This window comes from Rhizobium sp. 01L419 (genome assembly GCF_056400025.1).
Genome location: NZ_JBFTSM010000001.1, coordinates 383,066 through 410,050 on the forward strand (window position 1 = coordinate 383,066; position 26,985 = coordinate 410,050).

At 59.7% G+C, this 26,985-nt stretch carries 30 protein-coding genes; 14 read left to right on the top strand and 16 right to left on the bottom strand.

Annotated features, from left to right (window positions below):
- Positions 1–114 precede the first annotated feature (114 nt).
- Positions 115–726 (bottom strand): 50S ribosomal protein L25/general stress protein Ctc, encoded by a 612-nt coding sequence (locus AC1DUP_RS01905; protein WP_113297578.1) that lies wholly within the window; start codon positions 724–726, stop codon positions 115–117.
- A 415-nt stretch (positions 727–1,141) separates the two neighbouring features.
- Between AC1DUP_RS01905 and AC1DUP_RS01910 the strand changes: the two genes are divergently transcribed.
- The 3 genes from AC1DUP_RS01910 to AC1DUP_RS01920 all read left to right on the top strand — a co-directional run bounded on the left by AC1DUP_RS01910 (position 1,142) and on the right by AC1DUP_RS01920 (position 6,004).
- Positions 1,142–3,931, top strand: coding sequence for a bifunctional diguanylate cyclase/phosphodiesterase (locus AC1DUP_RS01910; RefSeq protein ID WP_477831938.1), 2,790 nt, complete (start codon positions 1,142–1,144; stop codon positions 3,929–3,931).
- Between the two features lie 169 nt (positions 3,932–4,100).
- Positions 4,101–5,672: a hypothetical protein gene (locus AC1DUP_RS01915; RefSeq protein ID WP_477831939.1), complete on the top strand. Its 1,572-nt coding sequence runs from the start codon at positions 4,101–4,103 to the stop codon at positions 5,670–5,672.
- A gap of 176 nt (positions 5,673–5,848) precedes the next feature.
- A complete protein-coding gene (locus tag AC1DUP_RS01920) occupies positions 5,849–6,004 on the top strand; it encodes a hypothetical protein (RefSeq protein WP_477831940.1) in 156 nt (51 codons plus the stop codon).
- Here the strand turns inward: AC1DUP_RS01920 and AC1DUP_RS01925 are convergent.
- The 6 genes from AC1DUP_RS01925 to lgt all read right to left on the bottom strand — a co-directional run bounded on the left by AC1DUP_RS01925 (position 6,001) and on the right by lgt (position 12,018).
- Positions 6,001–6,933: a ribose-phosphate pyrophosphokinase gene (locus AC1DUP_RS01925; protein ID WP_007824382.1), complete on the bottom strand. Its 933-nt coding sequence runs from the start codon at positions 6,931–6,933 to the stop codon at positions 6,001–6,003. The genes AC1DUP_RS01920 and AC1DUP_RS01925 overlap by 4 nt on opposite strands.
- Before the next feature lie 105 nt (positions 6,934–7,038).
- The gene (locus AC1DUP_RS01930) at positions 7,039–7,884 is read right to left on the bottom strand and encodes a hypothetical protein (RefSeq protein ID WP_477831941.1); all 846 of its coding nucleotides are present in this window, start codon (positions 7,882–7,884) and stop codon (positions 7,039–7,041) included.
- A gap of 103 nt (positions 7,885–7,987) precedes the next feature.
- Positions 7,988–9,139, bottom strand: a complete 1,152-nt coding sequence (locus tag AC1DUP_RS01935; RefSeq protein ID WP_477831942.1) for a M24 family metallopeptidase — start codon at positions 9,137–9,139, stop codon at positions 7,988–7,990.
- 5 nt (positions 9,140–9,144) lie between these two features.
- Positions 9,145–9,939, bottom strand: coding sequence for a peptidoglycan editing factor PgeF (gene pgeF / locus AC1DUP_RS01940; RefSeq protein WP_113308856.1), 795 nt, complete (start codon positions 9,937–9,939; stop codon positions 9,145–9,147).
- A 107-nt stretch (positions 9,940–10,046) separates the two neighbouring features.
- Positions 10,047–11,147, bottom strand: coding sequence for a class I SAM-dependent methyltransferase (locus AC1DUP_RS01945; protein ID WP_477831943.1), 1,101 nt, complete (start codon positions 11,145–11,147; stop codon positions 10,047–10,049).
- Positions 11,148–11,166: 19 nt separating this feature from the next.
- On the bottom strand, positions 11,167–12,018 hold the full coding sequence (gene lgt, locus AC1DUP_RS01950) for a prolipoprotein diacylglyceryl transferase (protein ID WP_477831944.1): 852 nt from the start codon (positions 12,016–12,018) through the stop codon (positions 11,167–11,169).
- A gap of 192 nt (positions 12,019–12,210) precedes the next feature.
- On the opposite strand from lgt, the gene AC1DUP_RS01955 reads away from it, so the two are divergent.
- From AC1DUP_RS01955 to AC1DUP_RS01970, 4 genes are all read left to right on the top strand, one after another.
- The gene (locus AC1DUP_RS01955; protein ID WP_113297586.1) at positions 12,211–12,471 is read left to right on the top strand and encodes an accessory factor UbiK family protein; all 261 of its coding nucleotides are present in this window, start codon (positions 12,211–12,213) and stop codon (positions 12,469–12,471) included.
- 401 nt (positions 12,472–12,872) lie between these two features.
- Complete coding sequence (locus tag AC1DUP_RS01960; protein ID WP_113297587.1) at positions 12,873–13,373, top strand: type III secretion system chaperone family protein; 501 nt, start codon at positions 12,873–12,875, stop codon at positions 13,371–13,373.
- Position 13,374: 1 nt separating this feature from the next.
- A complete protein-coding gene (gene proC, locus AC1DUP_RS01965) occupies positions 13,375–14,202 on the top strand; it encodes a pyrroline-5-carboxylate reductase (RefSeq protein WP_477831945.1) in 828 nt (275 codons plus the stop codon).
- 11 nt (positions 14,203–14,213) lie between these two features.
- Complete coding sequence (locus AC1DUP_RS01970; protein WP_477831946.1) at positions 14,214–14,555, top strand: tRNA-binding protein; 342 nt, start codon at positions 14,214–14,216, stop codon at positions 14,553–14,555.
- Between the two features lie 44 nt (positions 14,556–14,599).
- On the opposite strand, the gene AC1DUP_RS01975 is transcribed toward AC1DUP_RS01970, so the two are convergent.
- A complete protein-coding gene (locus AC1DUP_RS01975) occupies positions 14,600–15,169 on the bottom strand; it encodes a DUF1349 domain-containing protein (protein WP_477831947.1) in 570 nt (189 codons plus the stop codon).
- A gap of 2 nt (positions 15,170–15,171) precedes the next feature.
- On the bottom strand, positions 15,172–15,816 hold the full coding sequence (locus AC1DUP_RS01980; RefSeq protein ID WP_113308821.1) for an MBL fold metallo-hydrolase: 645 nt from the start codon (positions 15,814–15,816) through the stop codon (positions 15,172–15,174).
- Between the two features lie 278 nt (positions 15,817–16,094).
- On the opposite strand from AC1DUP_RS01980, the gene AC1DUP_RS01985 reads away from it, so the two are divergent.
- The 5 genes from AC1DUP_RS01985 (at position 16,095) to AC1DUP_RS02005 (ending at position 20,781) form a co-directional block, all read left to right on the top strand.
- Complete coding sequence (locus AC1DUP_RS01985) at positions 16,095–16,712, top strand: DUF1236 domain-containing protein (protein ID WP_113297592.1); 618 nt, start codon at positions 16,095–16,097, stop codon at positions 16,710–16,712.
- A 250-nt stretch (positions 16,713–16,962) separates the two neighbouring features.
- Positions 16,963–17,229 carry a hypothetical protein gene (locus AC1DUP_RS01990; RefSeq protein WP_113297593.1) on the top strand — a complete coding sequence of 89 codons (267 nt, stop codon included), beginning with the start codon at positions 16,963–16,965 and terminating at the stop codon, positions 17,227–17,229.
- A gap of 956 nt (positions 17,230–18,185) precedes the next feature.
- On the top strand, positions 18,186–18,677 hold the full coding sequence (locus tag AC1DUP_RS01995) for a MarR family transcriptional regulator (protein ID WP_113297595.1): 492 nt from the start codon (positions 18,186–18,188) through the stop codon (positions 18,675–18,677).
- Positions 18,678–19,379 carry a response regulator transcription factor gene (locus tag AC1DUP_RS02000; protein ID WP_113297596.1) on the top strand — a complete coding sequence of 234 codons (702 nt, stop codon included), beginning with the start codon at positions 18,678–18,680 and terminating at the stop codon, positions 19,377–19,379.
- A 25-nt stretch (positions 19,380–19,404) separates the two neighbouring features.
- Positions 19,405–20,781 carry an ATP-binding protein gene (locus tag AC1DUP_RS02005; protein ID WP_113297597.1) on the top strand — a complete coding sequence of 459 codons (1,377 nt, stop codon included), beginning with the start codon at positions 19,405–19,407 and terminating at the stop codon, positions 20,779–20,781.
- A 58-nt stretch (positions 20,782–20,839) separates the two neighbouring features.
- Here the strand turns inward: AC1DUP_RS02005 and AC1DUP_RS02010 are convergent, their stop codons facing one another.
- Entirely contained in the window at positions 20,840–21,220 is a 381-nt protein-coding gene (locus AC1DUP_RS02010; RefSeq protein WP_477831948.1) for a winged helix-turn-helix transcriptional regulator, read from the bottom strand.
- Between the two features lie 97 nt (positions 21,221–21,317).
- Here AC1DUP_RS02010 and AC1DUP_RS02015 point away from each other — a divergent pair, with 97 nt between their 5' ends.
- Entirely contained in the window at positions 21,318–22,187 is an 870-nt protein-coding gene (locus AC1DUP_RS02015; RefSeq protein ID WP_113297598.1) for an oxidoreductase, read from the top strand.
- A 63-nt stretch (positions 22,188–22,250) separates the two neighbouring features.
- Here the strand turns inward: AC1DUP_RS02015 and AC1DUP_RS02020 are convergent, their stop codons facing one another.
- The 3 genes from AC1DUP_RS02020 to AC1DUP_RS02030 form a co-directional block, all read right to left on the bottom strand.
- Complete coding sequence (locus AC1DUP_RS02020; protein ID WP_113297599.1) at positions 22,251–22,724, bottom strand: BA14K family protein; 474 nt, start codon at positions 22,722–22,724, stop codon at positions 22,251–22,253.
- A gap of 146 nt (positions 22,725–22,870) precedes the next feature.
- Positions 22,871–23,086 (bottom strand): cold-shock protein, encoded by a 216-nt coding sequence (locus AC1DUP_RS02025; protein WP_007824341.1) that lies wholly within the window; start codon positions 23,084–23,086, stop codon positions 22,871–22,873.
- Positions 23,087–23,571: 485 nt separating this feature from the next.
- Positions 23,572–24,462 (bottom strand): DMT family transporter, encoded by an 891-nt coding sequence (locus AC1DUP_RS02030; protein ID WP_113297600.1) that lies wholly within the window; start codon positions 24,460–24,462, stop codon positions 23,572–23,574.
- 172 nt (positions 24,463–24,634) lie between these two features.
- On the opposite strand from AC1DUP_RS02030, the gene AC1DUP_RS02035 reads away from it, so the two are divergent.
- Positions 24,635–25,060: a DUF3052 domain-containing protein gene (locus tag AC1DUP_RS02035; protein WP_477831949.1), complete on the top strand. Its 426-nt coding sequence runs from the start codon at positions 24,635–24,637 to the stop codon at positions 25,058–25,060.
- Here AC1DUP_RS02035 and AC1DUP_RS02040 read toward each other — a convergent pair.
- The 3 genes from AC1DUP_RS02040 to AC1DUP_RS02050 form a co-directional block, all read right to left on the bottom strand.
- Positions 25,057–26,202 (bottom strand): PQQ-dependent sugar dehydrogenase, encoded by a 1,146-nt coding sequence (locus AC1DUP_RS02040; RefSeq protein WP_477832134.1) that lies wholly within the window; start codon positions 26,200–26,202, stop codon positions 25,057–25,059. The genes AC1DUP_RS02035 and AC1DUP_RS02040 overlap by 4 nt on opposite strands.
- A gap of 107 nt (positions 26,203–26,309) precedes the next feature.
- Complete coding sequence (locus tag AC1DUP_RS02045) at positions 26,310–26,642, bottom strand: sortase (protein ID WP_113509477.1); 333 nt, start codon at positions 26,640–26,642, stop codon at positions 26,310–26,312.
- The gene (locus AC1DUP_RS02050) at positions 26,632–26,931 is read right to left on the bottom strand and encodes a hypothetical protein (RefSeq protein WP_113297603.1); all 300 of its coding nucleotides are present in this window, start codon (positions 26,929–26,931) and stop codon (positions 26,632–26,634) included. The genes AC1DUP_RS02045 and AC1DUP_RS02050 overlap by 11 nt, the downstream gene beginning before the upstream one ends.
- Positions 26,932–26,985 lie beyond the last annotated feature (54 nt).

Sequence of the window (26,985 nt, forward strand, 5' to 3'; positions counted from 1 at the left end):
AGCATGCTTCCATGAATGTGTTAAATGTTGCTGAAATGGGCCTTTTTCGGCAATGAAAAAGCCCGCCTTCCTCACGGAAAACGGGCCTTATGCTTTACAAATTGGTAGAAGCGATCAGGCTTCTGCTTCGCCTTCGCCAGCAGCTTCGTCGATGCCGCCAGCCGGAGCAATGATCGTCGCGATGGTGAAGTCGCGATCGGTGATGACCGGCGTTACACCCTTCGGCAGGGTGACTTCCGAAATATGAATGCTATCGCCGATCTTGTGACCGGAAAGGTCGACCGTGAAGAATTCCGGGATCGCGTCAGCCGGGCAGTGAACTTCGACTTCGTGACGAACGATGTTCAGAACGCCGCCGACCTTGAGGCCCGGGGACTTTTCTTCGTTGACGAAGTGAACCGGGATTTCAACGGTAACCTGGGTGTTGCCAGATACGCGCAGGAAATCGACGTGCATCGTGAAGTCGCGGACCGGATCGAGCTGGTAGTCCTTCGGCAGAACCTTGTACTTCTTGCCGTCGACGTCGATGGTCGCAACGGTGGTCATGAAGCCACCGGCATGAATGCGCTTCGTCACCTCATTGGTGTTGATAGCGATAGAAACTGGGGCCTGCTTGTCACCATAGATGACAGCGGGAATAAAGCCGTTGCGGCGGAGTTCACGGGCGGACCCCTTACCAACCCGTTCGCGCGCCTCGGCCTTGAGCTCGTAAGTTTCGTGGCTCATGGCTAGTCCTTTCGAGGTTATTTGGAGAGCCCGCGGCGGGCTTGAAGCCTTGTGCCATCGGACCGGAGGCGGGCAAGCCCAACCTCATCCGCGTTGCCTCCAAGGGTGTCTACGCGGACGCGTGGCCTATAATATAAGTGTCATGCAAACGCAAGCGGTGACAGGCCCTGTCGAGAGGGCCAATGCCTTTGGCCGTATCCGCTGATCGCGCCTCATCGGTAATACACCCGAAAGATCGCGGAATACAATCCTTGGTATTTTGCAAGTAGTTCCAAAAACCGCTGATAAGCCTTCGTTGTTTGGGCGTTAATCACAAAGTCGAACAGAAGGTTCCACTTTACCCGGAAAGGCGCCGGATTATCCCTTCTTTAACGCGGCAAGACCGATGCCAGTCTTGAAAAGAGTGGGTTTTCTCATGTTTGCGATCGTATCCTGCCTGACATACCAACATGACTTTACGCTGGTTCTGGTAGCTGCCGTCCTATGCCTTGTGTCCAATCTCGGAACGATCCTGTTCCTGAGAAGTGCGGGCAGGTCAAAAGGCGCGCCGCGCTGGATATGGCTTTCCGTTGCGGGGGCGGCAGGCGGCTTCGGCATCTGGTCGACGCATTTCGTCGCGATGCTCGCCTATGATCCGGGCATCGTCGTCGGCTACGATCGCGACCTGACGCTTATTTCGCTTGGTGCGGCTTTTGCGTCTACCTTTGTGGCCGGCCTTGCCGCCGTGTCACTTGCGGGTTCTCAAGCCAACATTGCCGCAGGCCTGGTTTTCGGTGTCGGCGTTGCAGCGATGCATTTCGTCGGCATGACCGGTCTGCAGGTTCCGGGCACCGTCGTCTGGGATAAGCATCTCGTTATCGCTGCCCTGATCATATCGGTTGCCATGGCGACCTGGGGATTCACGCTCACAAAGAACTGGAAAGGTTCGAACTGGCGCATTCTTACTGCGGCGTCTGCATTGTCGCTCGGCGTCGTGCTGATGCATTTCACCGCAATGGGCGCGTTGTCGTTTATCGAAGGGGGCGCGAACGCGATCGAGCCTCAGGCGCTTTCGAAGCCATTCCTTCTCGTGACCATTCTCGTCGTGTCGATCTCGATGCTCGCATCGGGCATTTCGGCATCGATCATCGCGTTCCAGGCGGCCAAGCAGGCGAATGCGAGCGAAACCAAGTTTGAGCTGCTTTTGCAGGGCGTGACCGATTACGCGATCTATATGCTGGATCCCTCAGGTATCGTGACGAACTGGAATGCGGGAGCCGAACGCGCGAAGGGCTATAGCGCCGCGGAAATCGTCGGCCAGAATTTCACGCGGTTTTACTCAGCCGAGGATCAGCAGAAGGGCCTTCCGCAGCGAGCTCTCGAATCCGCTCTCGCCGACGGCAGGTTTGAGGCCGAAGGGCTGCGTTTTCGCAAGGACGGCTCCTCTTTCTGGGCGCATGTGGTTATCCAACCCGTGTATGACGATGGCCATCATCTCATCGGATACGCGAAGATTACCCGCGACATCACACAGGCAAAGATCGACGGGGATCGCATCAAGGATGTATCGAGGAACCTCGACCTCGCTCTGGAGAACATGAGCCAGGGCATCTCCATGTTTGACGGCAATGAGCGGCTTATCCTCGCAAACGCCCGATACAGTCAGCTCTTCGGGTTCCCGCAGGACTTCATTCGCCCAGGCCTTGCCTATTCCGAGATCGTTCGCAACGGCTATCAGATCGTCTTCGGTGATGGCGATGCCGCAAATTCACGGGCGATCGATCACTATCGCAGGCATATGGCGACCATGCGCTCTGGCCAGAAGACCCTGGTGCATCAGACGACGAGCGGTCGGTCAATTCTTGCGACGTTCAATGTTCTGGCGGATGGTGGCTGGGTCACGACATTCGAAGACATCACCGAACGGCTGGCGCGCGAAGAGAAAATCGCGTTCATGGCGAAGCACGATGCTTTGACTGGTCTGCCGAACCGTCCGACCTTCAATGACTATCTCTCGCATCAGCTGGCGATTGCCAAACGGCTGTCGAGCAAGGTCGCGGTCATCGGTATCGATCTGGATAAATTCAAAGAAATCAATGACCAGATGGGCCATGTCGCGGGCGATTTCGTGTTGAGCACATTGGCCGTACGGTTGAACGGCATCCTGCGTGACGAGGAACTCGTCGCCCGGCTTGGGGGCGATGAGTTCGCGGCGGTGAAGCGCTTCAACGACAGGGCCGAGCTTGACGACTTCGTTGCGAGGCTGGAAGCCACACTCATGGAGAAGATGGATTTCGAGGGGCATCAGATCGTCCCCGGCGCGAGCGTGGGTGTCGCACTTTACCCCGAGGCTGGCGAAAAGGCCGAAACGCTTCTCGCAAATGCAGATTTGGCCATGTATCGCGCAAAACACGAGGTCGGGCGCAACGTCTGTTTCTATGAAGAGTCCATGGATGAAGCGTCGCGGGAAAGGAGAAAGCTGGCTCGCGACCTCTGGGTCGCGATCGAGCGCGACCAGATGTATCTTCACTATCAGGTTCAGAAGTCGGTGGCGACCGGCAAGACGACCGGCTACGAAGTGCTGCTCAGATGGAACCATCCTGAACGCGGAAATATCCCGCCCGTCGATTTCATTCCGATAGCCGAGGAATGCGGTGCGATCGTGCCCATCGGAGAATGGGTCCTTCGCGAGGCATGCAGGGAAGCGGTCAGCTGGAAGGACGACATCAAGATCGCCGTCAATATTTCGCCCATCCAGATCGCCCATGCAAACATCGCCGAGCTGGTCCGTTCCGTCCTCCAGGAAACCGGCCTGCCAGCATCGCGGCTAGAGCTTGAAATAACCGAGTCATCGATCATCGTCGACAAGGCCAAGGCGCTGGTTGCCATGCGTGCGCTGAAGCAGCAGGGCGTTGCGATCGCGATCGACGATTTTGGAACAGGCTATTCATCGCTCGAGACCCTTCGCTCGTTCCCCTTCGACAAGATCAAGCTGGACCGCAGCTTCATGAATGAAGTCGAGACCAGTCATGAGGCAAAGGCGGTCATTCGGTCCATTCTGGCGCTGGGACGCGGCCTGTCGATCCCCGTGCTTGCCGAGGGCGTCGAAACCCTGAGCCAGCTCGAACTATTGACTTCCGAAGGCTGCGACGAGGCCCAGGGCTACTATTTCGGTCGTCCTGCGCGAATGGAACAACAATCGGTTACGCTCAATACTGCAGCCTGACGCCGAGCGAGATCAGGATCGAGAGCGCGCGGGTGAGGCAATATCCGGCAGGGTAGTTTATTCCCTCAGCCGTGATCGCAAAATAACATTTGTCCAAACGTGGCGGGTTGACACCGGAAGATATCCGATCTTCCTATGGCCGCGTTCAAAGCGGCTGAGGAGAGTGCGGATGCGTCTGAAACTTGTCACGACAACGAGCCTAGTTGCCCTATCGCTGTTCGGGGCAGCGCATGGTGCCGAGATCAATCAGGATGGAGCGAACAAGCTTCGTGACAGCCTGACGAGAATATTGCCTGACGATTTTGCAAAGAGCGGTTTTGTAACCGTCAACCCGGCGGGCAACCGCTATGAGGTCATTTATGATCTCGCCAAACTGCTTTCGAAAGTGGACCCGGCCAAGGTTGTCGTCAACGGACTGACGCCCTGGTCGGTTTTTGCCACGCCGCTCGACAACGGATTCTGGAACCTCGAAGGTACCAACAGCTTCAACATCTCCGGCAACTTAAAGGGGCCGGACGAAAAGGCCACGGATTTCACCTATTCCATCGCCTCGATGGTCTATAACGGCGTCTTCGATCCGGCGATTGCCTATCTGCGTTCCGGCGATTTCAAAGCCAGCGACATCAGGCTCACCTCGAAGTCCGATACCGACCAGGTCGATGCGAGCTTCGCCGGGATGAACTACCGGCTTGATTCGACCGATAGCGCCAGCGGCAACGGTCGCCTCGATTTCAAGGCGAATGGTTCGCTGTCCGCGCTGTCTGAGACGGTCACCAGCCCACAGATGCCGCCAGTCAACATCAAGGCGGATTCGATCGACTTCAACGCCAATGTCGCGAGCCTGCCGGCGAAGGAAATCCGCGATATCGTCTTCTTCATCCTGGATCATGTGGATGAGAAGGAACTGAGCAAGGAAGACGGCGAGAAGCTGAAGTCGGTCCTCAAGGCTTCCTTCCCGCTGTTCTCCTCCGTCGACGAAACGATTACGGTGAACAATCTGGCGGTGGCCACGGTTGCTGGAAACGGTGGCGCCAAGGCATTCGGCTATAATTTCTCCATCGACGGGCCGAGCGACGCTGTCCGGTTTGCCTTCGGCGTGAATGCCCAGGACGTGACGCTCGATAGCGCAGTGGTGCCGGCTGCCTACCATGGCTTCCTGCCAAAGAGCCTCGATATGCAGATCGCCGTTCCAGACATGGATTTCGCCGCTTTCAGCGACGAGTTCATGAAGATCGATTTCTCGACCAGTGGCAATTCGGAGGAAAGCGGCAGGCAGGCAGCCGAGAAGCTTTTCCATGATGGTGTCGTCGTGGTGGATCTGCCGAAGTTTACTGCGGTCTCCGACGTCTACGATATCGACGTCACCGGCAAGCTGCAGGGCCGTGTCGACACGCAGAAGGACTATTCGGTCCAGGCCTCGGTCCTGGCGCGGGATCTCGACAAGTCGATCGCCGCCATCCAGGAGCTTGCCAAGAGCGACCCCAACCTCCAGCAGGTCTCCTTCGGCATGATGATGGCCAAAGGTTTCGCCAAGACCGATCCGGATGGCCGCTCGCGCTGGGATATCAGCGTCGCCGGCGACGGCTCCGTGGCGATCAACGGCCAGCAGATCAAGGGACCGGATGCCGAGGAGCCGGATCAGGATCAAGATCAGGGGCTGGAGCCAGACCAGGAGCAGGAACCGGATCAGGGTCAGGAACCAGATCAAGGGCAGGACCCGGCGCCTCCGAAGCAGCCTTGAGTTTTCTCAGTGGCGATCAAAGATAAAGGAAGCCGGCCTCGTGCCGGCTTTTTTCTTCCCGCCAGACGGCTCTATTAGGGTTTGTTTTTCAAGAGCTTTTATCGATGCCGCGTGCTTGACATCGAGCGTCATGTTCCGCCATGCGCGCAACTTCAGCGGATGGGGATATTTCGCAGATGCGTCTAAAAATTGTTGCGGTAGCGAGCTTTTTATTGCTCTCGGCAATCAGTGCGGCCCAAGGGATGGAGATGCGGCAGAAAGATGCCGACGATTTCCGCGCCGGCCTTTTCAGTTCTAAATCGAAAGAGCCGGTCGAATGCCGGCTCTTTTAGTCGAAGAGGCTGGAGACGGACTCTTCCTGGGCCGTGCGGCTGATGGCTTCGCCGATCAGCGGCGCTGTTGTCACGACGCGGATGTTGTGGGCCGAGAGGACGGCCGTCGTCGGCTGGATCGAATCCGTGATCACGAGTTCGCGCAGCTTCGAGGAGGTGACGCGGGTGACCGCGCCGCCGGAGAGGACGCCATGGGTGATATAGGCGGTGACGCTGGAGGCGCCCTTGGCAAGCATCGCGTCGGCCGCATTGCAGAGCGTGCCGCCGGAATCGACGATGTCGTCGATCAGCAGGCAGTCCTTGCCGGTGATGTCGCCGATGATGTTCATGACTTCGGATTCACCCGGCCGATCGCGACGCTTGTCGACGATGGCCAGAAGACAGTCCAGTCGTTTCGCGAGCGCGCGGGCACGCACCACGCCGCCGACGTCGGGTGAGACGACCATGACGTTGCTGAGGTCATAATGGCTCTTGATGTCGCGCGTCAGCACGGGCAGGGCAAAGAGGTTGTCGGTCGGAATATCGAAGAAGCCCTGGATCTGCCCGGCATGGAGATCGAGCGTCATGACGCGGTCGGCGCCGGCTTCGGTAATGAGGTTTGCAACCAGCTTGGCAGAGATCGGCGTGCGACCGGAGGCACGGCGGTCCTGGCGGGCATAACCGAAATAGGGAAGCACGGCGGTAATGCGGCGGGCTGACGAACGACGCATAGCGTCGATCATGATCAGCAATTCCATCAGGTGGTCATTGGCGGGAAAGGCGGTCGGCTGCACGAGGAAAACGTCCTCACCGCGCACATTTTCCTGGATTTCCACGAAGATTTCCTGATCGGCAAACCTTCGGACGCTGGCTTTCCCTAAGGGAACATTGAGATAGTTGCAGATCGCTTCGGCGAGTTGCCGGTTCGAATTGCCTGCGAAAACCTTCATCTTGGTCCGCCTGTTATGCGCTGATAGCCGCGCTTTTTAGCCAGCTTCCCGGTGAATGCAAGGGCTAAGGCGTCACATACGTTTATATTTATAAAAAGCTTGTGACTAACCGCCCTGGCTTTGCCGCCAGGATGTGAACTCGGTGATCGTCTTTGAAGCAATCTGCTGCATCACGGAGGCGGGTACGCCGGCCCAGGGATCGGTCGCCGCCGTCGGCACGCTTTCCTGTCCCTGAATGCGGTGCAGGCGGGCGCCGGCATTGTCAAGCACGTCCCAGACATAGACCACGGTGACCTTGCCCTCGTCGCTGAAAGCGGAGAGGTAGCCCTTCAGAATATAGTCGCTGCTGGTGTCGTTGGAGCTCTTGATGGCAAGTCCGTGCGCGCGGGCCTCTGCGCCCAGCTGACGGGACAGCGGGGTGACGGCCTGTACTGGCGCGCCGATGATCGGCAGGAAACGCACGGTATTGCCGCGTATCGAAGTCGATGAGGAAACCGTGGGATCAAGCGCTGCTGTCTGCGTCGGCTGCTGTGACGCCGGTTGCTCAGCGGCGGAGGAGGGCGGTGCGAGTGACTGGCCTTCGATCGGTCCGGAAGTGTCGGGCGAAGAGCCGTTGCGGGAAAGCGCATCGGCCTGGGCCTGCATCGTCGTCGGCGGAGCGCCATTGCCGGGACGGTAGGCCTGTGCCGGATAGTTCGGCTGGGTCGGGTAGGTCTGCTGGCTGTAGGCGGGCGTATAGCCGTTTTGACGAGGTGTCGCCGGGAAGGTCCGTTGTGATGCTCCGGCCATGCGCTCGGCTTCGCTCTGCGTCACCGGTGTGGATGAGCGCTGACCCGTCGAGGAGTCGCCGATTTCCATCGGCGGCGTCAGCGTCAATGCATCGGTCGTGTTGCAGGCAGAAAGCAAGGCAAGACAGATCAGGAGCGTGGGCGCAGTCGCAACTCGCGTCATCCCTCGGTTCGTCCTTCCCACATTCGCATCAGCCCCGTGCGAATTTATGCGGGTAGGGGGACCTGTCTGTCAATTCTCGATTCTTGCCGGTGATTGCAGAGACTTAGAGACCGATGAAATTCAGCTGATGTCGTGAGAGCGCTCGCGGTGCTTCACCTGTCGTGAGATAGGTCTGGCCGAGCGTCATGGCGGTTCCGGTATCGGAATCAGCAATGATCATATGCACGAAGAGCGACATGTTCGGTTCTATCGGCTGCGGGTTGCCGGCATGGAACATCTGGTGCTCCATCCAGGACGGCGAGAAACGCGCGCCGAGCGAATAGCCGCAGGCATTCAGGCGATGGCGGGCGAGGCCGCGCTCGTCCATGATCCTGGCATGCATATCGAAGACGTCGCCGAAACTATGGCCGGGCCTCAGCACGGTCTCGATCGCCTGGATGGTTTCGAGGCAGGCATTGTAGAGCTCGCGGTGGCGGTGCGTCGGCTCGCCGATCACGATCGTGCGCATCATGGCGGCATGATAGTGTGCGTAAGCACCGGCCCATTCGAGGGTGAGCTGATCATTGGCGTCGAGCTTGCGACGGCCGGCCTTGTAGCGGCAGAGCAGGGCATCAGCACCGGAGCCGATGATGAACTCGTTGGCCGGGTAGTCGCCGCCGCCGGAGAAGATGGCACCCTGCATGGCCGCGAGAATATCGGATTCATCGGCACCCGGTTTCGCTATCCGGACGGCGGCATCAAGCGCGTCGTCTGCCAGCGCGGCGGCATGCTCGACATAGGCGACCTCGGTCGGGCTCTTGATGAGGCGCAGGCGGCTGACGAGGTAGGAGGCATCGCTGATCTGGCCGAAGGTCGTCAGTTGCGCATCGAGCATCCGGGCGACACGGCCGGTCATGCCATGCGTGTCGTATTCGATGCCGATGCGGGCACCGAGCAGATCCATTTCGACGAGCAGGTTCTTCAGATCCATCGTCGGGTCGGCGTTGACGCGGTCAACCCAGACGTGGATGTCCTCGATAACGGAGGTGTGCCGGGCCTGACGCAGATCGGCTGAGCGGGTGAGGAGCGCCATGGTGCCGTCAGCCTTGACGACGAGCGTCTGGAAGAAGCAGTAGCCGAAGGTGTCGTAGCCGGTCAGCCAGTACATGCTTTCCTGCGCAAAAAGCAGCAGGGCGTCGAGCTTCTCTTCCTTCATCTTCTCGGTAAGGCGGGCAAGCCGGCTTGCGAATTCTGCCCGTTCGAAATGAAGTGCCATGCTGCTTACATCTCCCTGATGCTGATCGCCGAAATCTGGCGGCCGTAATCCGGCTCCTTTTTATGTGTGGTCCGGCGGTAGGAAAAAAAGCGCTCGCTGTCCGGATAGGTGCAAAGGCCGAGACTTTCAGCGCGCACGCCTGCTTTTTTAAGCCGTTCGACAGTCAGTCCCGGCAGATCGAACATGGCGTGCCCCGATGTCGGGGAGGGGATGAAATAGCGTTCGTAGGCCGGATCGTAGGCGAGGAAGCGCTCGACGAATTCCGGGCCGACTTCATAACTTGCCTGGCTGATCGAGGGGCCGAGGCAGGCGACGATATTGCCCCGGTCAGCACCAAGGGCTTCCATGGCATCGATGGTGTTTTCAAGCACGCCGGTCAGCGCACCCTTCCAGCCGGCATGGGCCGCACCGATCACGCGGTTTTCCGGGTCTGCGAAGAGGATCGGTCCGCAATCGGCGGCGAGGACGCCGAGTACGATGCCCGGTGTTGCGGTGACCATAGCGTCCGCCGGCGGCCGCGCGCCATCATAATCAAGCCCGACGGTGACGACATCAGGGGAGTGGACTTGATGGACGGTCGCCAGCCGCTCAAGCGGCAGATCGAACCAAGCGGCGACGCGCCTGCGATTTTCCTGCACGTTTTCGCGCTCGTCATGCGAGCCGAGGCCGACATTCAGGCCGCGATAGATGCCTTGCGAAACGCCACCGGCGCGGGTGAAATAGCCGTGGTCGATAGCGCCGCCGGCCGCGTCGTTCAGCAGCGCGCTTTCGATCGGTGCGGGAGAGGCCGCGTCTGTCATCTGATATTCCGGTTTTTTTGGAGAGGGATCGACGTCATCCTGGCCGGGTCTCGTCCGGCGAAGCGTTGTCATTTTGCGGCGGATGTTGGCGAGCGTAAGGCTATCTGTCAATCCACCGGACGGAACGGCATCAGGTCGATCGCCGGATAGGAGACGGCGAGCACCTTGAAGAGTTCGCCCATCCGGCCTTCGCCTGCACCGGCGAGCCGATCGACGGCGCTCTGGATGATCTGCTGCGTGTGCGGCTCCCTGTCGCGGCCAAGGGCTGCGGCACGCTCCAGAATGCCGAGACCGGTCAGGAAGTCACCCTGATGCAACGCGCCATTGACGTGGACGCCGTCAGCCGCTGCCGTTTCCGCAAGCTGCTGGAAATCGACATGGCTCGTCAGGTCCGCTTCGCCGGGATGGGCAAGCGGCGGATCGAACTCGTGCATGCGCACAGCCTGCAGCGTGTCACCAAAACCGGTGACGAGGTGTCCGTAGTCGATTGCAAGCGCCGTGCCGCCGAAGGCCCGCAACCTCTCGCAGATGGCACTCATGACTGCCTGACGCGCAGGCGAGATCTCGAACAACGTGCCAACAGGCACGTTCTGCGTCGGCTCCGGCAGCAGTGCCGGATCGATGCCAGCGACACCCGCCGCAAAGGTCAGTTCCGCATCTGCATCGAGGCCCACCATGCGTTCGCGAAAAACGGTCTGCGTGCGCACGAACTGGCGGATCGGGATCGCGTCGAAGAGTTCGTTGGCAACGATCAGAGTGAAGCCCGATGGCACTTCGTCGAAGCCGGCATGCCAGCTGATCTTGCCTTCATAGGCTTCGAGCGTCTGGCTCTGGACATCACGAAGGCGTTCGCTGGTCTCGACGAGATGGATCGTCATGTTGTCGAAGAGCGGCGGGGCGATGCGCGAAATCACGCGCAGCATGTCGGCCATCATCGTGCCGCGGCCGGGGCCGATCTCGACGAGGCGAACTCCGGCAGGCGTTCCGTGCCGCTGCCAGGCATGGACGACGAAGACGCCGATCATTTCGCCGAAGAGCTGGCTGACCTCGGGTGCAGTGACGAAATCGCCTGAACGGCCGAAGGGCTCGCGGGTGCGGTAATAGCCGTGTTCGGGATCGGCAAGGCACAGCGAGAAATAGTCGGTGACGCTGATCGGCCCGTTTGCCTGGATGATCGTCTTGATCTTTTCGCTTAATGCGGTGGTCATAGCGGTCGTCCCGGTGGCTTCAGTGCTGCAGGGCAGCAGCCTGACGGCGGGCGCGGAAGATCGCCCAAAGGCCGAGCAGGATCATGGGGAAGGACAGAACCATGCCCATCGTCAACCAGCGGGTACCGAGCAGGTAGCCAAGCTGCGCATCCGGCTCGCGGAAGAATTCCACGAAGATGCGCGACAGCGCGTAACCGCAGACGAAGACGCCGGTGATGAGGCCGGGGCTCTTCAGCGCCTTGGCGCCGTACACGAGGGCGGCAAGGACGAGCAGCAGGACGATGCCTTCGAGGCCGGCTTCATAGAGCTGGCTCGGATGGCGGGCGAAGGGGCCTCCAGTCGGGAAGACGACTGCCCAGGGCACGTCCGTCAGCCGACCCCAGAGCTCGCCGTTGATGAAGTTGGCGATACGGCCGAAGAACAGGCCGCAGGGCACGACCGTCGCGACGATATCGAAGAGGTTCCAGATCGGGATGCGGTTGCGGTGGGCAAAAAGGATCATGGCGATCGTCGTGCCGGCCAGGCCGCCATGGAAGGACATGCCGCCGTTCCAGATCTGCACGGCGCGGATCGGGTTTTCGATTATGGCGCCGAGATCGTAGAAGAGGATGTAGCCGATGCGGCCGCCGAGGACGATGCCGAGGGCTGCCCAGACGATGAAGTCGTCGAGCTGCGTCCTTGATATGGGCGAGGTATTGTTCGGCCAGAGTGCATCGTTTGCGGCAATGCGGCGGGCATAGGCCCAGCCGAGCAGGATGCCGGCGACATAGGCCAGGCCATACCAATGAATCGCCAGCGGGCCGATCGAAAAAGCGATCGGGTCGATATTAGGGAAAGGCATTATAGCAAGAAGATCAGCAGCTATCGGCAAGGTTTTCCCACCCGTTGAGATGCGCGGAACATGGCGCCGCGATCTTTGGCGGTCAAGTGCATTGTTCGTTACGGCCCCGTACGCAAGGGCTTATCCCGTGCAAAGCGCTTGCATCCTTAACGGCGAAGCCCTACCTCAATTTCAGTGGCCGCAAGGCCTGATATTCACGTCGTGCGAAGGGAGAAATACGCCATGACGACCGGAACGAACCGCATCATGGATGAATTCGCCAAGCTGATGACCGATGCCGCGGGTGCTGCGCAGGGCGTGCGCAAGGAGGTCGAGACCGCCTTCAATGCTCATGCCGAGCGCTGGCTGAACAGCATGGACGTCGTCAAGCGCGAAGAGTTCGAAGCCGTGCGCGAAATGGCCATCAAGGCCCGTGACGAAAACGAGGCGCTCGCCGCTCGCGTTGCCGCGCTCGAAGCCAAGCTTGCCGCAAAGGGCAAGTGATATCAGCTTAAAGAAGATGCTGTATAAGGTGCGGCGTGGCTCATATGTAACATGCCGCATCCTGGAGAAAAAAATTGGTGTGATTTTTCACCTGTGGAAACTGCCAAAAAAGCCAATGGGCAGAGTCTTTTACCTCCCCCGCTGAATCTGATTCCATAAGTGCTTTCCACAGCAGGTCTGGCCAAATTTCCTTGAAGGGGGCTGGCAGGCCGTGAGGGGCATTATAGACTGATTTTACATGATGATTCGAAGCGAATTGGTAAGCTCCAGGCAGGTTCACTGCGTTAGTCTGGCAGCGGTTCAGCGATCATCCCAAGTGATGGTTTCCGGTATTGCGTGTGTCTTGTTTTGTGTTTGTTCACGAAGTTAGGCCGCATTCATTCCGGTCAAGAAGGTGCTGCATGAGCCTTATGGAATTGGAAGTCGAACGCCAGTCGAACCCGGTCGACATGATCGAGTACGTGGCTTCAAACAATGACTGGGCCTTCGAGCGCTCCGGCGAAGACGAGATCGCGATGACGGTCGAGGGGCGCTGGACCGACTATCACGTCTCCTTCTCATGGATGGAGGAATTCGAAGCGCTGCATCTCGGCTGCGCCTTCGATATCAAGGTTCCCGAAATCAGGGTCAACGAGGTAGTGAAGCTGCTCTCGGCGATCAACGGCCAGGTGCTGATGGGTCACTTCGACCTGTGGCGACAGGAAGATGTCGTCATCTTCCGCCAGTCGCTGCTGCTTGCCGGCGGTGCTGAGCCCACCAACCGTCAGGTCGAGGTGCTGCTTTCCAGCGCGCTCGATACATGCGAAGCCTATTATCAGGCCTTCCAGTTCGTCGTATGGTCCGGCATGGAAGCCAACAAGGCGATGGAAGTGGTCCTCTTTGAAACCGTCGGCGAGGCATAACATGCCTGTGGCCACCTTTTCCGCGGCAAATCCGGTGGTTCTCATCGGAGCCGGCAATATGGGCGGAGCCATGCTTTCCGGCTGGCTGAAGAGCGGAGTTCCGGGTTCTGCCGTGGTCGTGGTCGATCCCGGCCCGTCGCCGACGATGCTCTCCACCATTGCCGATGCGGGCGCCTCCCATGTCACCGCCGCTCCTGCTGGTCTCAAGGCCGGGGTGCTGTTCGTTGCCGTGAAGCCGCAGGTGATGGAGGCGGTGCTTCCGGCGGTGAAAAGCTTGGTGGGGCCGCAGACGGTGGTGGTTTCGGTCGCTGCAGGCAAGACGCTTGCCTTCCTCGAAAAGCATCTCGGAGAGGCTGCCATGGTGCGCGCCATGCCGAACACGCCTGCCATGATCGGGCGCGGTGTGACCGGTGCTTTCGCCAATGAGCGCGTCAGTACCGAACAGCGTGATGGCGTCAACGCCCTTCTTGGTGTGTCCGGTCCTGTCGAATGGGTGCCTACCGAATCCGATATCGATTCGGTGACGGCGCTCTCAGGCAGCGGACCGGCCTATGTGTTTTATCTCGTCGAGTGTATGGCAGAAGCAGGTCGTAAACTTGGCCTGCAGGCGGACCTTGCCATGCGTCTTGCGCGGGAAACTGTCGCGGGGGCTGGTGAGCTGCTGCACCAGTCCCCCGACGACGCTGCGCGCCTGCGCCAGAATGTGACTTCTCCTGGTGGTACGACCGCGGCTGCCCTTTCCGTGCTGATGGCCGAAGACGCCATGCAGCCGCTGTTCGACAAGGCGCTCGCGGCTGCCCGCAAGCGCGCCGAAGAGCTCGCCGGCTGAGAGAGACTGTTATGGCTGAAGAGATCACTTTTGCCGATTTCGAGCGTGTGGATATCCGTGTCGGCACGATCATCGAAGCAAATCCCTTTCCGGAAGCCAGGAAGCCGGCGATCAAGCTGCTGATCGATTTCGGCTCCGAGATAGGCGTCAAGAAATCCTCGGCGCAGATCACGGTTCACTATTCGCCGGAGCGGCTTGTCGGACGGCAGGTACTCGCCGTCATCAACTTTCCGCCGCGCCAGATCGGGCCGTTCCGCTCGGAAGTGCTGACGCTCGGTTTTGCCGATGAGGCGGGAGATATCGTGCTTGCTGCGGTCGAGCGGCCGGTGCCGAACGGCCAGAAGCTGATGTAGGCCGCTGAGGTTACCGATCGCAGGCAGGTGCCCAGGGATGGGCCTCAGTGGATCTCGCGCGAGAGCGGATCGCTCAATGTGAAATCAGTAAAGACGGCCTCGAAGCCGGCGCGTTGCGGCGAACAGAAGACGGGGCCGACCAGCACCTCTTCGAAAGCCGGATCGAACCAGGCGAGGCGAGCCATGCGCCATTCGTCCATCGTATCCGTGCTGTACTGGATGAACAGGGCATCGCCATTGCGGGTGGCGCGGACCGAAATGGCATCAAAGTCATGGCCGATGTGGAAGGCCGACCAGTCGGAATTGCCATTGGTGACCACGACGCTGAAATGCCTGGCCCCATCGGTATATTCGATGCCGCATTTCACCCAGTGCTTCTCATCGGCGCGGATCATCAGTCCGGCCTGATCGTAGAGCGCCTCATAACTGCCGGAGAAGGTGACTTCGGCGGTGAAGTCGCCCTTTCGGCTTTCGTGCAGGAAGTGGCCATCGTCGTGGTGGAAGCCGTAGTAGGTGCCCTGCCAGAAATCGACCTTCTCGCCGGAGCGGACGTGAAGGGCGCCGTCGCGTTCCTCGAAGAAGGGCGGCGCGTTCAGCCAGGTCATATGTTTCATCCTCAGATCTCCCGCAGGAACGGATTGCTCCGCCGTTCGTCGCCGATGCGGCTGCCGGGGCCGTGGCCGCAGATGAAGCCGACTTCGTCGCCGAGCGGCAGTACCTTGTCTCTGATGGAATCGAGAAGCTGGCGATGATTGCCGCCCGGCAGATCGGTTCGGCCGATCGAGCCGTTGAAGAGCACGTCACCGAGATGGGCGAAGTTCTGGGCGCGGTTGAAATAGATGACGTGGCCCGGCGCATGGCCGGGTGTGTGATAGACCTCGAACTCGTGGGAGCCGAAGGAGATCTTGTCGCCGTCCTTGAGCCAGCGGTCAGGCGTGACGTTCTGCAGGCCCTGTATCCCATACTTCTCAGCCTGGGTCTCGATGCGTTGCAGGAGCGGCAGGTCGTCCTCATGCGGGCCGACGATATCGACGCCGAGCTTTTCCTTCAGCTCCCTGGCGCCGCCGGCATGATCGAGATGGCCATGCGTCAGCCAGATTTCCTTGATTTTGAGGCCATGCTCTTCGATCACGCCCGCAATGACCGACACGTCGCCGCCGGGATCGACGACCACGCCTTCCTTCGTGTCGGGGTCGAAGAGAATGGTGCAGTTCTGCTGGAAGGGTGTCACCGGAATGATGCCGGCCTGGAGCATGCCCATGAATGCCTCGCTTCGCGTCTTTCAATACCCCTGTCTCTATAGGCGCAAATACACTCGAAGGCAGCCGGAATTTTCGGCCGGCTCACGCGGAAAAGACAGACTGCAACAGGAATTTATCGACTTTCGGAAATGGGCGGGCCATCGCCACTATGTGTATTTTCGTTGTCGTTTCAGTCGCTTGCTGGCGTCTCCCTTGTGCCGCTCCTCAGCCACGCCGTGCGCGGCGGAACAACGACGAAAACCGTGCGTTGTCAGCCCATCGCAACAAGGAGATTACAATGACCTTGAAGAGAAACATTCTGCTGGCGGGCGCCATTCTGGCTGCGAGTGCTGGCTTTGCCCAGGCGGAAATGGTGGCGACGTCCATCAACGACCTGAACATTCGCTCCGGTCCTGGACCGCAATATCCCTCTGTCGGCGTTGCTGCGCGTGGCTCGACTGCAGTGCTTGACGGATGCATCGAAGGCAGCCGCTGGTGCCGGGTCGATGTTGGCGGCGTGCGAGGCTGGGTCTATGCCGAATACCTACAGGTCGATCAGGGCGGTTCGCCCGTCGTCGTCGAACAACATCGCACCGATCTCGGTGTACCTGTGGTGACCTATGAGACCACGGCAAGCGTGGTGCCGGGTGAGCCGACGCCGGCGCCCGGCGATGAGCTGATTGGTCCGGTCGGCTCGGTTGATGCGATCACACCGCCGGACGAAGTCCGCACCTATATCGACACGACGCCAGGGCAGGCGGTACAGCTTGGTGGCGACGTGGTCGTTGGCGCCGAAGTACCCGGCGACGTGACGTTTCAGACGATCCCGGACTATCAGTATCGCTATGTCCGTATCAATGACCGGCCGGTCCTGGTCGATCCGGGTACGCGCCGTATCGTCTACGTCTATCAATAAGCCATTGAGGAAGGCGGCCTTCGGGCCGCCTTCGCTTTCCACTCGGCGTCATTCGCTACTGCTGCGGGCGGTGATATATTGGAGACAAAGCCCCCGGGCGTGTCGGGGCAGGCCCATCCGTGCGAGCCGGCTTCCTCTCGCATGAGTTGCTATATTCCTCTACTTCTCCTCTGAAATATGATAATATTCTAACATGCCATCAGGCGATGGCATGAGTCGGCGATCGGGGAGATCGCCATAGGAGGGAATGATGGAAGCACTACTTCCGCTCATCACACAATTGGTTGCGGGTGCTGTCGGCGGCAACGTCGCAAGCGCTGCGCTCAAGCAGCAGGCGATCAACGTCGTTGCCCGCACGGTCGCAGGCGCTATCGGCGGTATCGGCGGCGGCATGCTGCTCAGCATGCTCGGCGGCGAAGCGGCAATGACCGGTCTGATCGCAGATGGTATCGGCGGGCTGATCGGCGGCGGCATCCTTTCGACGCTCGCCGGGCTGGTCATGGCCAAGGCACGCTGAAGGTTCGGACGCGGCGGATGCTGGACAGTCTGCCTCTCTGATATCGTCGAGGGCGTGAAGCGATGGGAGCCGATCTCGGACACGGGATTTCCGCGGCCGAGCGGGTCGGGAAGCATTCGGAGAAGCTGCTCAGCTCTTCCGGGAGGATTGCCAGTTCGACGGTTTCGATACCACGGCGCTTGTCGAGCTCGATCACCGTCTGGTGGGCGATGCCGTTCAGGTAGCAATCCGGAATCGGCGTGTGAATGATGCTGTGCTCGACGAGGAGATACGGGCGCCGCTCGCCTCGGCTATCTGACCGCGATAGTCGAGCATCATCGCATCGGTATGGCCCTTGGCTTCCGCAGCAGCTTGGATTTGGTACAGACGAGAGACCGCTGCCTCGGAGGCTCACGGCGCCCTCTTTGGATCGGGGCGGAGATATCCGGCGATGTCGAACGGATCCTCTTCAGCTTTTCAGCCGGATTGAAGCAGCTGCCCCACTGCCAGATGGTGATCACCACGTTGATGCGGTCGCCTTGGCGGAAAGATCCATCATTTCGCTCCGCGCGATGCGATCGGCCGCACGTAGGCTTCCGAGAAGCCCTGGCGCTTTAGAAGCTCGATCGCCGCCGCATTCAGCTCCTCGACGGCGCAGGGCACTTTGAAGCCGAAGATTCGCCGCCTTGTGCAGGCGCTGATTATGCTTGGTAAGCTTGAAGACCCTGCCTCCTCCGGTGCGTTTGCGCCATGCCTGTTGATTGTTGTCCCCATTACGTTTTATCCACTGACGCAAGGGGAAATTGCGCGTTGCGTTGGAGATTTGCCGGGTGGGCTTTAGTTTCCAGGGAAAGAACGGTCCGGGCGGGGCTCCCGCAAGGTTTGCGGACGCTGTCGGCGACGCAAATTTGCGTCAATAAAGTTGACATATTTGCGAAAGTTTCGCTGATATCGCGCACAGAGAGAGGAAATGCCGAGTGCCACGACAGACCAGCTCGAAAGCAGGCAAACCTGAGCCGCTGGCCACGCCGATGGAAGATATCGGGATCATCGATTTCGAAATCATCGAGCTCTTCTTCTTCGCCTATCGCGATTTCGTATCCGATCCCGATGCCATTCTCGAAACAAGCGGCTTCGGGCGGGCGCATCATCGCGTCGTGCACTTCGTCAACCGCAATCCGGGAATGACCGTCGCGGATCTGCTCGATACGTTGAAGATCACCAAACAGAGCCTTGCAAGGGTGCTGAAACAACTGATCGATTCAGGCTATATTCGGCAGGTGGCCGGCCCGGAGGATCGCCGTCAGCGCAAGCTCTACCCCACCAAATCTGGCAGGGAGCTGGCGCTGGCGCTCGCCGAGCCGCAATCACGCCGTATTGAACGGGCATTCGAGGGAGCTACCCCGGAGGCGCGAGAGGGCGTAAAGGCATTCCTCAGAGGCATGCGAGACAGACAGAAGGCGGATTAAATGGCGGTGAAGACAGGCATTTCCGATGACGCGGCGCATCTTCTCGTCGTCGACGACGATACCCGTATCCGCGCGTTGCTGAACCGCTACCTGACGGAAAACGGTTTTCGCGTGACTATCGCGTCTGACGGGGCGGAGGCACAGCGCAAGCTTGCGGGTCTCGATTTCGACCTCATCATCATGGATGTGATGATGCCGGGCGAATCCGGCATCGATGTAACGCGCGGGCTCAGGGCTGTGAAGAACGTGCCGATCATCATGCTGACGGCGCTTGCCGAATCCGACAACCGCATCGCTGGTCTTGAAGCCGGCGCCGACGACTATCTCTCCAAGCCTTTCGATCCGCGCGAACTCGTTCTGCGTGTCAACAACATCCTGCGACGCAACGTCGGCGGTGATACGCTGAAGATCGAGCAGATCATGTTCGGCCCCTATACTTTCTCGCTGACGCGCAGGGAGCTGAAGAAAGCGGCGGAAGTGATCCGCCTGACGGATCGCGAGCAGGAGATCATGCTGCTTTTCGCCCGACGGGCAGGTGACACGATCCCGCGGCACGAACTGATCGGAGACGATGCGGAAGTCGGCGAACGTACCATTGACGTGCAGATCAACCGTCTTCGCCGCAAGATCGAGGATGATCCTGCCAATCCCGTCTGGCTGCAGACGGTGCGCGGTATCGGATACAGGCTGAGCATCGACTGAAACGACAGGTTCGGGACCGGCGCAAATGGTGACATTCGACAGCTTGCGGCGGGAAGACCGCTCTCCTGCGCCCGGCTGGCGCTGGTTTATCCGCTGGCTGCGGCGGCGATTGCCGACAGGGCTCTATACGCGTTCGCTGCTTATCATCATCATTCCTATGGTGCTTCTGCAGTCGGTCGTTGCCGCTGTCTTCATGGAGCGTCATTGGCAAATGGTGACGGAACGGCTGTCGCTCGCCGTGACCCGCGATATCGCCGCCATCATCGAGATCATCAACACCTATCCGCAGGATACGGACTATAGCGATGTAGTCCGCATTGCCCGCGACCAACTCAACCTGCAGATTTCGGTCGAGCCGGATGGAGATCTGCCGCCGCCACGCATCAAACCATTTTTCTCGATCCTCGACGGTATCCTCAGTGATGAGATCACCGAAGAAATCCGCCGGCCGTTCTGGATCGATACGGTCGGCAACTCCAACCTCATCGAGATCCGGATCAAGCTCGATAACCGCATCCTGCGTGTGATCACCAAACGCAGCCAGGCCTATGCATCGAACACGCATATTTTCATTCTCTGGATGGTCGGTGCGTCACTGGTACTGATCGCCATCTCGATCCTTTTTCTGCGCGGCCAGATCCGGCCGATCCTCAATCTGGCCAGGGCGGCGGAAAACTTCGGCAAGGGACAGAAGGCCGACAGTTTCTATCCGCGCGGCGCCGACGAAATTCGCCGGGCCGGCCTTGCTTTCATTCTCATGCGTGAGCGTATCGAGCGGCAGATGGAGCAGCGCACGGCGATGCTCTCAGGCGTCAGCCACGACCTCAGAACCATCCTGACGCGCTTCAAGCTGCAACTGGCGCTCGCCGGGGACAACCCTGATCTTGCCGGGCTCAACGAAGACGTCAACGACATGCAGACCATGCTGGAGGCCTATATGGCCTTTGCCAAAGGCGAGGTGGAGGAGGATGTCGGCGAGTTGAAGCTGAGCGAGATCTTCGAGAAGCTCGAGATCGATTTCGAGCTGCACGGCAAGACCCTGACCTATTCCATCGATGGCGAGGACCATATCTCGGTGCGCCCCAATGCCTTCCTGCGGCTTGTGACCAATCTCGCCTCTAATGCAAGGCGCTATGCGGATGCGCTCAACATCGAGGCCAAGCATGGTGCGAAATGGCTGACCATCATCTTCGACGACAATGGTCCAGGCATTCCCGAGAAGTACCGGGAGGATGTGTTCAAGCCGTTCTTTCGGCTGGACAGCGCACGCAATCTCGATGCCTCGGGCACCGGCCTGGGGCTTGCCATCGTCAGAGACATCGCCCGTAGCCACGGCGGTAACATCACGCTTGGCGACAGCCCGCTCGGCGGCCTCAGAGCGACGGTGCGTATTCCTGCCTGAAGCAATTCCAGCAAAAGTGTGCAGCGGTTTTGCGTCCGGATTTGCGTAAAACAAAACTCTAGCGTTCGGCCACCGGTTTGACGGGGTCGAACTCAGTCAGGTGGACGACGATCCAGCGCCAAAGCGAGACGACCTGCGTCAGCAATTCGCGGCCAAGCGGGGTCAGCTCGTATTCGACGCGCGGCGGCACCTGCGGATAGAGCGTGCGGATGACGAGGCCGTCGCTTTCGAGCGTGCGCAACGTCTGCGTCAGCACCTTCTGGCTGATGTCCTCCACCCGCTCCAGCACTCTTGAAAATCGCAAGGGGCCATCGGCTTCCGAAAGCACGTGCAGGACGCGCAGCGGCCACTTGGCTGCGGCGCGCTCCAGCATCTGCCGCGCCCGTGCATCCTGCTCGTCGCTCATGTTACGGCAAAAGTCGAAGATATCGTCTTTCATCTAAGTTACTTTCAGGTGCGTATAGATCGATAAGGTACCTTCTTTCCAAAAGAAACAATAGATCCTAAATGAAGCGAGAACCGAAAAGGAGGTTTCCATGTCGAAGGTTTGGTTGATTACAGGAAGCTCGCGCGGCCTCGGGCGAGCGCTGGCCAATGCCGTGCTTGAGGCCGGTGACAAGCTGGTTGCGACGGCGCGCGATCCCGGCCAGCTTGCCGATCTCGTCGAAGCGTATGGCTCAAGCGTTCTCGCGCTGCCCCTTGATGTGACGGATGAGGTTGCTGCAGAAGCGGCGGTGAAGACCGCGGTCGAAACATTCGGCCGGCTCGACGTTCTGGTCAACAATGCCGGTTACGGCAATGTCGCGCCGATCGAGGAGACGAGCCTTGCGGATTTTCGGGCACAGATCGAGACCAATCTCTTCGGCACGATCATTATGACCAAGGCGGCTATCCCGGTCATGCGCGCGCAGGGGGCAGGGCATATCATCCAGTTCTCTTCCGTCGGCGGCAGGATCGGACCCGTGGGCCGCGCGCCTTATGCGGCGGCGAAATGGGGCGTCGAGGGCTTTTCGGAAGTGCTCTCCAAGGAGGTCGGGCCACTCGGCATCAAGGTCACAGTGATCGAACCTGGCGGCTTCCGCACGGATTTCGCCGGCTCGTCGACGGCGATCTATCAAGGCCGCCCGGAATATGCCGAAACGGTTGGAGCCATGGCAGATTACCAGCGCAACTATAACGGCCGTCAACCCGGCGATCCGGCCAGGGCGGCCGCCGTGGTGCTGCACATTGCTTCGCTCGATGCGCCGCCGCTTCGGTTGCTGCTTGGCAGCGATGCGGCTGCGGCGGTGGAAAAGGCGGATGCCGCGCGCATGGAAGCCGATCGCGCCTGGCGTGTTCTCACCCAGTCGACCGATTTCGAGCAGGGAGGGGCAGAGCCCATGCCTTGGGAGAAGAAGGCCGGCTGAGGTGTAGACAAATGAAAAGCGCCGCTCGGCGGCGGCGCTTGTCATCAGAATGGTGTCAGCCTATCAGCTTGCGACGCAGAAGTGGTCGCGGCCGTCATTGCCGACATAGGTGCCGGTCCGCGGATCGAAGCTGCGGTAACGGTAGGAGCAATAACGCTGCCATTGCGGGCTCCAGGGCTCCATTGCACTGACCGGGCGGCCGTACACCGGACGGCCATAGACCGGCTCGGAATAAACGGGCTCGGAGTATACCGGACGCGGCGCGCGGTAAACCGGCGGCGGAGCATATTCCGGCTCATAGACTGGCGGGTCGATGTAGCGGCGCTCTTCATAAACAGGACCGTTATTGGCATTGGCGATGGCAGAGCCGACGATCAGGCCGGTGGCAAGGCCGACAGCGCCACCAACCAGTGCATCGTTGCCGTTGTCGTGGCCATGACGCCAGTAGCGGTCACGTGCGGACGCTTCGCCGATGGCCGAGAGGGTCAGGGCAGCGGCGGTTGCTGCCAGAAGAATGGTCTTTGCAAGCCTGTTCATGGCGTAAAATCCCGGTATCTGGAACCAAGAAGCGGTCCCTTCTCAATGGTTCTGAAGCTAGCGGCGTCATGCTGAATGAAGGCTGAACGACAAAACCCGGCATCGCTGCCGGGCTTCAACTCGAATTCCACGCCTAGGCGAGGATATCAGCCTGAAATCTGAAGATTGACAGCTTTCGGGCCTTTGCCGCGGCGATCTGGCTCCGTGTCGAAGCTTACTTTCTGATTTTCCGTCAGACCGGCCAGGCCGGAAGCCTGAACGGCAGAAATGTGAACGAAGATATCGGCGCCACCCTTGTCCGGCTTGATGAAGCCGAAGCCCTTGTCGGTATTGAAGAATTTTACAGTGCCAGTCTCGGCCATGCCTCAGGTCCTTTTGTCTCCACCCGCCATCCACACGGGCAGCATTACGCTATTGCCTTCTCGCGAAGGCGCTGGCAGGCAATCTTGAAATGTGAGAAAAAGGTCCCCTCTACCTCCGCCGGCTCCAGACAGGACTTAGCGCCTGCTTTCTTGGAACTGGCTGACCGGAATATCAGCGTTTCCGGCTCGCAAATTCTTAAGGACTTCCCATGCTCGCAAAATGCCCGAACGCGCGAAGATTGCTGCGTTTAGGTTTTTTTGGCAAGCAAAAGTTTTTTAACGTGTTCCTAAGAACACACCCGCAGATTTGGCCTGTTTTCGCGAAAGCGCAAAAAATCCTCCGTTAGGAGCAAATGATTAACGTTTTGTATCGTCTGCAATATAAGTTCCGGGCAGATTTTACCAAGAATGCAACGATAGCGCGTCTTATCGATTGCTTAAAAAAAATTCTAGATGGCCCTAACGCCCCACAAATGGACGCGTGTTCAGGCCTGTTGCGAGCGGCGGCGGGTCATTTCAGGCACAAGTTCGACTACAAGCATAGCGATAAACATCAGTGCGCAACCGACATAGCCGAGCGGCGGCATGCTCTCACCCAAAAGCAGTGCGGCGAGCGTGGCGCCGAACAGCGCCTCGGCGGAGAGGAAGATCGCTGCCTGTGACGGCGTGGTGTAGCGCTGGGCGACGACCTGCAGCACGAACGCGACACCCGAAGAGAAGATGCCGACATAGAGGATTTCCGGTGCAGCCGCGCGAATATCGGCCAGGCTGACTGGTTCGGAAATGGCGGCGATGACCAGCGCGCAGACTGCCGTAACCGCAAACTGGGCGCTGGACAGGGCGAGCGGCCGGCCGGTTTCGCCAACCGTCGTTCCGGCAAGCGTGATCTGTATCGACCAGAAGACAGCGCAGACGACCGTCAGCAAGTCGCCTGTGGTCAGGGACGAGAGCTTGCCGCCCGACAGCATGTAGATGCCGCTGACCGCCATGATGGCGCCCGGCCAGATGATCCAGTGCGGCGAGCGGCGCAGGAAGAAGACGGCAATCAACGGCACGAAGATCACATAAAGACCGGTGATGAAGCTGGAATTGGTGACGGTCGTGGTCTGCAGGCCTATCTGCTGTGTCGACGCGCCGCCGAAGAGTGCCAGGCCGATCATCAGATAGAGACCGAGGTGTCTGCGGCTGGTTGCATCCTTTGCCTTGCGGGCTTCGATGAGCGTGAAAGGCAGGGTGGCGAGTGCAGCGATGGCGAAACGCAGGCCGATGAACCAGAACGGGCCGATCGCCTTCATCGCCGTCGACTGGGCGACGAAGCCTCCGCCCCAGATGGCGGCTGCAAGCAACAGAAGGAGGTTCGCCTGAATACGCGTCATTTCCACTCTCGATGTTGGGGAAGCGTCTAGGAGTTTTGTTCAGCGGTTAGCAGTTGCATTTCTTTTCGGCAAGGATGAGGCTCGTCCTTATGGTTCGGGGGATGCGAATGAGTGGAATTGGGATTGCTGCTGTTATGCTGGAACAAGCGGTCGCATCGCCCGAGGTCGCGAAATGACGGCAGGATATTCCGGCACGCCGCTCCCGAAGAAACTGGGGCTGAAGCCGGGGCAGACGGCCCTGCTGATCAATGTTCCCGAGAGGCTAATTGAGATCGGCGGGTTCGACGGTTTTGCTTCGGTCGATCGTGGCCTGCCGGCAGTTGTTCAACGACATTTCGATTACATCCATGTCTTCGAAACGCAACGCGCGGTTTTGGAAGAGCTGGCGGCGGCGCTGTTTTGCGTGGTCAGGCCTGATGGCATGATCTGGATCTCCTGGCCGAAGAAGAGTTCTGATGTGCCGACCAGCATCACTGAGGATGCGCTACGCGAAATCCTGCTGCCGACCGGACTTGTCGACGTCAAGGTCTGCGCCATCGACGAGACATGGTCGGGGTTGAAATTCATGATCCGCAGGGAATTGCGAGGCCCGCTTTAGCCGGCCCGGTTATCGGCGCGAGAAACCCGGAGCAACTCGCCGTCATCCTCGTCGGTCACCATCAGGAGTGCCCCATCGGGGGCGACGATGACATCGCGGATTCGGCCATAATCGCCTTCGAACATGCGCTCCTCGGCGGTGAAGGCGCCGCTCGCATCCCGCTGCATGCGCGACAGCAACTGGAACTTCAGGGCGGCGACGATGAAGTTGCCGTTCCATTCCGGAAACATCTTGCCGCGATAGATGGCGAGAGCGCCCGGAGCGATCGACGGATCCCAGTAGTGGAGGGGCTGTTCAAGTCCCTGCCTGGCGGTTCCTTCGCCGATCTTGGCGCCGGAATAGTCGCGGCCGTAGGTGATGATCGGCCAGCCGTAATTCTTGCCGGGCTCGGGATTGTTGATTTCGTCGCCGCCGCGCGCGCCATGCTCGACCGTGTAGAGCTTGCCGTCGGCGCTGTCGAAAGTGATGCCCTGCGGGTTGCGGTGGCCTTTGGACCAGATTTCCGGCAGGGCCTTGCGGCCGTCCTTGAAGGGATTGTCGGTGGGTATGCTGCCATCGGCATTGAGGCGGACGATGGAGCCGGCGTCATCCTTCCAGTCCTGCGAACGGTCGCGGTTGCCGCGATCGCCGATGCTGATGAACAGCGAGCCATCGCCGGCGATCGCGATGCGCGAGCCGTACTGGATGTTGCCGCGGGTAAAGCGCCGCATGGTGAAGATGGGCGTGACGTTCTCCAGGATTTTTTCATCTGATGACAGCGTGGCGCTGAACACTTCCGTACCGGAACCTCTGTTGCTGGTGGTTGCTGCGGTCAGATAGAGTCTGCGGCTGGTGGCGAAATCCGGGGCAAGCGCGACATCCAAGAGACCGCCCTGACCGCGGGCGCTGACCTGGGGCACGCCGCTGACCGGGTCGGAGATCTTGCCGTCGCGGATAATGCGCAGCCGTCCCGGTCGCTCCGTGACGATATAGCTGCCGTCAGGCAGAACCTCGACTGCCCAGGGGTGTTCCAGTCCCTCGGCGAGCTTCTCGACACGAACCGAGACTTCCTGCGTCTTTACGATATCCCCGCTCTGGGCAAGGGCGGGACCTGCAAAGGTGGCGAGCAGCGCGGCAAAACGGAATGTCGAAATGGCGTCCATCATAATCCCCGTCGTCAGTTCCATGAAGGTGGCGCGGGGCATGGGACGCTTCAACCGTATTGGGGAGCCCATAACGGTTTTGTGTTCTCGGGTTGAATGAGAGGAGGTCAGTTGGTCACACGGGGAGGGAAGCGGGTATCGAAGTCAGCATATTGCAGCTCCGCACTCATCATCCTTTGTGTGACGAAGCCGGTGCGCTTTGCTTCAGCCTTCAGGAAAAGCCCGCAGCCGATCAGCGCCATGCCGTAGAAGGCAAGGCACACGATGCCGACGGCGACCAGTTTCTCGATGATCGAAAGTCCGGGGAGGCGGGGTCTCTGCAGTGCGGGCGGCGTTTCATGGGCCACCGCGGCAGCCATGGCAAGTTCCATGTAGGTCGGCAGCGGCTCGAACACGTCTTCATCGTCGTTCCAGCTTGTCCGCCGCGATTTACCGGGCATCGCGCTTGCCTCCGGAAACAACGAGACCCTTGATGCGCCGCAGCCAGATGGCAAAACCGTTCGCGGCGACGAAAGCGGCAAAAAGTACAGTCAGGCCCTGGGTGATCGTCTGGTCGGCATGGCTTGGCTGAAGGGCGCTGGAGGCCATGGCCGGTGCTGCTTCGGCGACTGAAAAGAGGCCGAACGTCGCAACGACGCAGCATGCAAAAGCAATGACTGCCACCATCAGCGACAGGGAAACCCGGCTTGCGCGCAGGCGTCCCGCAGCGCGCTCGTCTTCCAGAAACATGGCATACCCTCAATGACCAATGTCGGATGGTGGTAGAATACCGGTTTGATCTCG

Excerpts from the sequence above, each read along its gene's own strand:
- AC1DUP_RS01905 (WP_113297578.1), bottom strand. The coding sequence starts at position 726 with ATGAGCCACGAAACTTACGAGCTCAAGGCCGAGGCGCGCGAACGGGTT.
- AC1DUP_RS01910 (WP_477831938.1), top strand. The coding sequence starts at position 1,142 with ATGTTTGCGATCGTATCCTGCCTGACATACCAACATGACTTTACGCTG.
- AC1DUP_RS01915 (WP_477831939.1), top strand. The coding sequence starts at position 4,101 with ATGCGTCTGAAACTTGTCACGACAACGAGCCTAGTTGCCCTATCGCTG.
- AC1DUP_RS01920 (WP_477831940.1), top strand. The coding sequence starts at position 5,849 with ATGCGTCTAAAAATTGTTGCGGTAGCGAGCTTTTTATTGCTCTCGGCA.
- AC1DUP_RS01925 (WP_007824382.1), bottom strand. The coding sequence starts at position 6,933 with ATGAAGGTTTTCGCAGGCAATTCGAACCGGCAACTCGCCGAAGCGATC.
- AC1DUP_RS01930 (WP_477831941.1), bottom strand. The coding sequence starts at position 7,884 with ATGACGCGAGTTGCGACTGCGCCCACGCTCCTGATCTGTCTTGCCTTG.
- AC1DUP_RS01935 (WP_477831942.1), bottom strand. The coding sequence starts at position 9,139 with ATGGCACTTCATTTCGAACGGGCAGAATTCGCAAGCCGGCTTGCCCGC.
- pgeF (WP_113308856.1), bottom strand. The coding sequence starts at position 9,939 with ATGACAGACGCGGCCTCTCCCGCACCGATCGAAAGCGCGCTGCTGAAC.
- AC1DUP_RS01945 (WP_477831943.1), bottom strand. The coding sequence starts at position 11,147 with ATGACCACCGCATTAAGCGAAAAGATCAAGACGATCATCCAGGCAAAC.
- AC1DUP_RS01955 (WP_113297586.1), top strand. The coding sequence starts at position 12,211 with ATGACGACCGGAACGAACCGCATCATGGATGAATTCGCCAAGCTGATG.
- AC1DUP_RS01960 (WP_113297587.1), top strand. The coding sequence starts at position 12,873 with ATGAGCCTTATGGAATTGGAAGTCGAACGCCAGTCGAACCCGGTCGAC.
- proC (WP_477831945.1), top strand. The coding sequence starts at position 13,375 with ATGCCTGTGGCCACCTTTTCCGCGGCAAATCCGGTGGTTCTCATCGGA.
- AC1DUP_RS01970 (WP_477831946.1), top strand. The coding sequence starts at position 14,214 with ATGGCTGAAGAGATCACTTTTGCCGATTTCGAGCGTGTGGATATCCGT.
- AC1DUP_RS01975 (WP_477831947.1), bottom strand. The coding sequence starts at position 15,169 with ATGAAACATATGACCTGGCTGAACGCGCCGCCCTTCTTCGAGGAACGC.
- AC1DUP_RS01980 (WP_113308821.1), bottom strand. The coding sequence starts at position 15,816 with ATGGGCATGCTCCAGGCCGGCATCATTCCGGTGACACCCTTCCAGCAG.
- AC1DUP_RS01985 (WP_113297592.1), top strand. The coding sequence starts at position 16,095 with ATGACCTTGAAGAGAAACATTCTGCTGGCGGGCGCCATTCTGGCTGCG.
- AC1DUP_RS01990 (WP_113297593.1), top strand. The coding sequence starts at position 16,963 with ATGGAAGCACTACTTCCGCTCATCACACAATTGGTTGCGGGTGCTGTC.
- AC1DUP_RS02000 (WP_113297596.1), top strand. The coding sequence starts at position 18,678 with ATGGCGGTGAAGACAGGCATTTCCGATGACGCGGCGCATCTTCTCGTC.
- AC1DUP_RS02005 (WP_113297597.1), top strand. The coding sequence starts at position 19,405 with ATGGTGACATTCGACAGCTTGCGGCGGGAAGACCGCTCTCCTGCGCCC.
- AC1DUP_RS02010 (WP_477831948.1), bottom strand. The coding sequence starts at position 21,220 with ATGAAAGACGATATCTTCGACTTTTGCCGTAACATGAGCGACGAGCAG.
- AC1DUP_RS02015 (WP_113297598.1), top strand. The coding sequence starts at position 21,318 with ATGTCGAAGGTTTGGTTGATTACAGGAAGCTCGCGCGGCCTCGGGCGA.
- AC1DUP_RS02020 (WP_113297599.1), bottom strand. The coding sequence starts at position 22,724 with ATGAACAGGCTTGCAAAGACCATTCTTCTGGCAGCAACCGCCGCTGCC.
- AC1DUP_RS02025 (WP_007824341.1), bottom strand. The coding sequence starts at position 23,086 with ATGGCCGAGACTGGCACTGTAAAATTCTTCAATACCGACAAGGGCTTC.
- AC1DUP_RS02030 (WP_113297600.1), bottom strand. The coding sequence starts at position 24,462 with ATGACGCGTATTCAGGCGAACCTCCTTCTGTTGCTTGCAGCCGCCATC.
- AC1DUP_RS02035 (WP_477831949.1), top strand. The coding sequence starts at position 24,635 with ATGACGGCAGGATATTCCGGCACGCCGCTCCCGAAGAAACTGGGGCTG.
- AC1DUP_RS02040 (WP_477832134.1), bottom strand. The coding sequence starts at position 26,202 with ATGGACGCCATTTCGACATTCCGTTTTGCCGCGCTGCTCGCCACCTTT.
- AC1DUP_RS02045 (WP_113509477.1), bottom strand. The coding sequence starts at position 26,642 with ATGCCCGGTAAATCGCGGCGGACAAGCTGGAACGACGATGAAGACGTG.
- AC1DUP_RS02050 (WP_113297603.1), bottom strand. The coding sequence starts at position 26,931 with ATGTTTCTGGAAGACGAGCGCGCTGCGGGACGCCTGCGCGCAAGCCGG.